Genomic DNA, 5,051 nt, shown 5'->3' with positions numbered 1-5,051 from the left:
GCGTCCGCCGGGCTCACGCCGGCCGACGTGGACGCCGTCGAGGCCCACGGCACGGGCACCAGGCTCGGCGACCCGATCGAGGCGCAGGCGCTCCTTGCCACGTACGGCCGGGAACACTCCGACGACCGGCCGGTGTGGCTGGGCTCGGTCAAGTCCAACATCGGTCACACGCAGGCCGCCGCGGGTGTCGCCGGTGTGATCAAGATGGTGCTGGCGATGCAGCACGGCGTGCTGCCGCAGACGCTCCATGTGGACGAGCCGACCGCGCACGTCGACTGGTCGGCGGGCGCCTTGCGGCTGCTGACCGAGCCCACGCCCTGGCCGGCGTCGGACCAGCCGCGCCGGGCCGGCATCTCCTCCTTCGGGATCAGCGGCACCAACGCGCACACGATCATCGAGGAAGCCCCCTCGGCCGAAGCGTTCGGACCGGACGACGAGGCCCCGGAATCGACGCAGCGAGGCGCGGAGAGCGCCGAGGGCGCCGCGCCGGAGGCCGCGTGCCCGGCCGAGGGCGGACCGGTGCCGTGGGTGATCTCCGGCAGGACCGAGGAGGCCCTGCGCGCGCAGGCCGACCGCCTGCTGTCCCGCACGAACGCCGAAGTCCCCCCGCTCGACGTGGCGTTCTCGCTCGCCACGACACGCACGGCGCTGGAGCACCGCGCGGTGGTCCAGGGCGAGACGTCGGCGGAACTCGCCGAGGGGCTGCGGGCCGTGGCTTCCGGCTCCCCGGCCCCGGGCGTCGTGCGCGGCCTCTCCGGCACCGGCGGACGCATCGGGTTCCTCTTCTCCGGCCAGGGATCGCAACGCCTGGGCATGGGGCGCGAGCTGTACGACTCCTACCCGGCGTTCGCCGCCGCGTACGACGAGGTCTGCGCACACCTCGACGCCGCGCTCGACGTCGACTCGGAAGAACTGCACCGCACGGGCGCCGCCCAGCCTGCACTTTTCGCAATCGAGGTGGCGCTGTTCCGGCTCCTGGAGCGGTGGGGGATCCGGGCGGACTATGTGGCCGGTCACTCGGTCGGCGAGATCGCCGCCGCACATGTGGCCGGGGTGCTGTCGCTCGACGACGCCGCGAAGCTGGTGTCCGCCCGCGCCCGCCTCATGCAGGCCCTGCCCGCCGGCGGCGCAATGACCGCCGTCCAGGCCACCGAGGACGAAGTCCTTCCGCATCTCACCGACCAGGTCGGCATAGCGGCGATCAACGGTCCGCGGTCCGTCGTGGTGTCCGGAGCCGAGGACGCGGTCACCGCAATCGCCGAGGTCTTCCGGCAGCAGGGCCGCAAGACCTCCCGGCTGAAGGTCAGCCACGCATTCCACTCGCCGCTGATGGACCCCGTGCTGGAGGAGTTCGCACAGGTCGTCCGGGCGCTGACCTTCGAGAAGCCGCGGATTCCGGTGGTCTCCAACCTCACCGGCCGCCTGGCCGAGCCCTACACCCCCGAGTACTGGGTCCGGCACGTCCGCGAAGCGGTCCGCTTCGCGGACGGCGTCCGGACTCTCCACGACCTGGGCGTGACCACGTTCGTCGAGATCGGCCCGGGCGGCGTGCTGAGCGCTCTCGCCCAAGGCTGCCTGGACGACGACGTGGTCACCGTGCCCGCCCTGCGCGCCGACCGCCCCGAGCGGGCCGCACTCGTCGCCGCCGTCTCCGAACTGCACGTGCACGGCGTCTCCCCGGACTGGCACGCCTTCTTCCCCGGCGCCCGCCGCGTCGACCTGCCCACCTACGCCTTCCAGTACGAGCGCCACTGGCTCGACGTTTCACCGGCCGCTCCCGGTGACGTCCGCGCCGCGGGCCTGGGCTCGGCCGACCACCCGCTGCTGGGCGCCGCCGTCTCCTTGGCCGGCGGTGACGAGCGGCTGCTGACCGGCCGGCTGTCCCTGCGCACACACCCGTGGCTGAGCGACCACGCCGTGCTCGAAACCGTGCTGCTGCCGGGCACCGCGTTCGTCGAACTGGCCATCCGGGCCGCCGACGAAGCCGGCTGCGAACTGCTGGAGGACCTCACCCTCGAAGCGCCCCTGGTGGTGCCCGAGCAGGGCGGCGTCGCGGTTCAGGTGTGGGTCGGCGCGGCCGACGGCACCGGCCGCAGGCCGCTGACCGTGCACTCGCGCCCCGAGGACGACGCCGACCTGCCGTGGATCCGACACGCGACCGGCTTCGTCACCGAAGGGGCCGAAGAGGCGGGCGCCGCGGCCGCCGGCCGGGCGCTCACGGCGTGGCCGCCGCCGGGCTCCGAACCGGTCGACCTCGACGGCTTCTACGACCGGCTGGCCGCCCTCGGCCTGGCCTACGGACCGGCGTTCCGCGGACTGCGGAGCGCCTGGCGCGCGGGCGAGGAAGTCTTCGCGGAGGTCGCCCTCCCCGACGGCACGGACACCGGTTCCTTCCTCCTGCACCCGGCGCTGCTGGACGCGGCGCTGCACGCGATCGGCGCAGGCGGTGCGGACGGCTCCCTCGTGGCCGAGGCGGACGGGCCGCTCCTGCCGTTCGCCTGGTCCGGGGTGTCCGTGCGGGCCATGGGCGCGTCCACCGTACGGGTCAGGCTGGCGCCGGCCGGTACGGACGCGGTGTCCCTGCTGGTGGCCGACGGCGCCGGCGAGCCGGTGGCGTCCGTCGAGTCGCTGACACTGCGCGCGGTGTCGGCCGAGCAGTTCCGCAAGCGCCCCGGTGACACGATGTTCACCGTCGAGCGGGCGCCGCTGACCCTGCCCTCCGGCGACGCGGACGGGACGACGGTCGCGTACGTCCCGGACATCGCCGCACTGGTCGAGGCCGACGGGCCGTCGCAGCCGGACGTGGTCGTGGTCCCGTGCCCCGACGGCCCGGAAGGGGCGACCGAGGCCGAGCGGGTCCGTGCGGTCACCACCGACGTGCTGCGGCTGGTTCAGCGCTGGTTCGCCGAGGACCGGACGTCGCGCCTCGTGCTGGTGGCGCGCTGTGACGACCTCGCGCACGCCGCGGCGGGCGGACTGGTGCGCTCGGCCCAGGCGGAGAACCCCGGCCGGATCGTGCTGCTCGAAACCGACCGCCCGGAGGAGGCGGCCGCGCTCGTGCCCGGCGTCGTACTGTCCGGCGAGCCCCATGTCGTCGTCCGCGAAGGGGAGGCCGGCGCACCGCGCCTGGCCCGCGCCGCCTCCCCGGAAACGGAGGACGCGGCCACCGGCCCCGCGGACGAAGTCGCCTCCGCCCTCGCCGAGGGCGCTGCCTCCGGCCTGGGCACCGTGCTGCTCACCGGCGCCTCCGGCGCGCTGGGCAAAACCCTCGCCCGTCACCTGGTCACCGGACACGGCGTGCGCCGGCTGCTGCTCGTCAGCCGCCGCGGCGCGGACGCCCCGGGAGCCGCGGACCTGACGGCCGAACTCGCGGCGCTCGGCGCCGAAGCGACGTGGGCCGCCTGCGACCTCGCCGACCGTGACGCCCTCGCCCGGCTGCTGGCCGCCACCCCGGTCGACTCCGTCGTGCACACCGCCGGCGTGCTCGACGACGGCGTGATCGCCGCGCTGACCCCGGAGCGCGTGGGCGCCGTCCTCGCGCCCAAGGCCGACGCCGTGCTCAACCTGCACGACCTCACCGGCGAGAGCACGACGTTCGTGCTGTTCTCCTCCGCCGCGGGTGTCTTCGGCAACCCCGGCCAGGGCAACTACGCCGCGGCCAACGCCTTCCTCGACGCCTTCGCCCGGCACCGCCGCACCCAGGGGCGGCCCACGGTCTCGCTGGCGTGGGGCCTGTGGGAGCAGGAGGGCGCCATGGCCGACGCCCTCGACGAGGCGGGCAGGTCGCGGATGGCGCGCTCCGGCGTCCTTCCGCTGTCCACCGAGGACGGCCTGCGGCTGTTCGACGCGGCGCTCGCCTCGGACGAGCCCGTGCTCGTACCGGTCCGCCTCGACACCGCCGCCCTGCGCAACCGGGCGGCAGAAACCGTACCGGCCCTGCTGCGCGGACTCGTCCGCGTCCCCACACGCGGCACGGCCCGGCGCGCCGCCACCGGATCCCTGGCCGAACGCCTCGCCGGTCTGGCCGGCGACGAGCGCGACGAGGCCCTCCTGGAACTGGTCAGGGCCGAGGTCGCCGCCGTGCTCGGGCACTCCTCGCCCCGGGCCGTACAGCCCGCGCACGCCTTCCAGGACCTGGGCTTCGACTCGCTGACGGCCGTGGAGCTGCGCAACCGGCTGTCCACCGTCACCGGCCTGCGCCTGCCCGCCACCCTCGTCTTCGACCACCCCACCCCCGCGACCCTCGCCCGGTACATCGGCACCGAACTCCTCGGCGAGGCCCCGGCCACCGCGGCTGCGAGCGCGGCGCGGCAGACCGCGGCCGCCGCCGACGAGCCGATCGCCATCGTCGGCATGAGCTGCCGCCTCCCGGGCGGGGTGCGTTCGCCGGAGGACCTGTGGAGGCTGGTGGCCTCAGGCCGGGACGGCATCTCCCGGTTCCCGGACAACCGCGGCTGGGACGTCGACGGGCTCTACGACCCCGACCCCGAGCGCCCCGGCAAGACCTACGCGCGCGACGGCGGCTTCCTGCACGAGGCGGCCGATTTCGACGCCGGCTTCTTCGGCATCAGCCCCCGCGAGGCCCTGGCGATGGACCCGCAGCAGCGGCTGCTGCTGGAGGCGTCCTGGGAGGCGTTCGAAGGCGCCGGGATCGACCCGGAGACGATCCGGGGCAGCCGTACCGGCGTCTTCACCGGCCTGATGTACCACGACTACGGCCAGGGCCCGCGCGAACTGCCCGAAGGCGTCGAGGGCCTGCTCACCACCGGAGTCTCCGGCAGCGTCGCCTCCGGGCGCGTGTCCTACACCTTCGGCCTGGAGGGCCCCGCCGTCACGGTCGACACGGCCTGCTCCTCGTCGCTCGTCGCCCTGCACCTGGCCGTCCAGGCCCTGCGCAACGGCGAGTGCACGATGGCGCTGGCCGGCGGCGTCACGGTCATGGCCGGCCCGACGGTCTTCGTGGAGTTCAGCCGGCAGCGCGGGCTGTCGCCCGACGGCCGCTGCAAGGCGTTCGCGGCCGGTGCCGACGGCACGGGCTGGGGCGAAGGCGT

At 75.1% G+C, this 5,051-nt stretch carries 1 protein-coding gene; it reads left to right on the top strand.

Translation table 11 applies throughout. The features are described from left to right. Nucleotides 1–5,051, top strand: a 5,051-nt coding sequence (locus AB0H32_RS46770; protein WP_361135361.1) for a type I polyketide synthase, incomplete at both ends; no start/stop codon positions are given.

The organism is Streptomyces sp. NPDC020362, from assembly GCF_040642095.1.
Classification (GTDB): domain Bacteria; phylum Actinomycetota; class Actinomycetes; order Streptomycetales; family Streptomycetaceae; genus Streptomyces.
The sequence above is the reverse complement of the archived record's forward strand: the minus strand, read 5'-3'. Positions and strand labels throughout refer to the sequence as shown.